The following is a 301-nucleotide window of genomic DNA, read 5'->3' on the forward strand; positions in this document are numbered from 1 at the left end:
GGGGTTATGATTCAGCAGGGGTTGCTGTAAACACTGGTAATGAGCTTGAAATAAGAAAGTTCCAGGGAAGGCTATCAGTCCTTGCAGATAGTCTAAAGGAAAACAACATAATAGGAAGTGCAGGTATAGGGCATACTAGATGGGCAACTCATGGTGAGCCTTCAGATGTAAACTCCCACCCTCATTTTAACAAGGACAAGACCCTAGCAGTAGTTCACAATGGTATAATAGAAAACTACCTAGAACTAAGATCTCAATTAGAAGCTGAGGGTGTTGTATTTGTATCTAAGACAGATACAGA

1 pseudogene is annotated in these 301 nt (G+C 40.9%); it reads left to right on the top strand.

Annotation, left to right across the window (positions count from 1 at the left end):
* A pseudogene (locus NE547_RS18150) lies at window positions 1–301 on the top strand (glutamine--fructose-6-phosphate aminotransferase); the annotation flags it as partial.

Origin of the sequence: Flavonifractor sp. DFI.6.63 (genome assembly GCF_024462255.1) — a bacterium.
In the GTDB taxonomy this organism is placed as follows: domain Bacteria; phylum Bacillota; class Clostridia; order Oscillospirales; family Oscillospiraceae; genus Lawsonibacter_A; species Lawsonibacter_A hominis.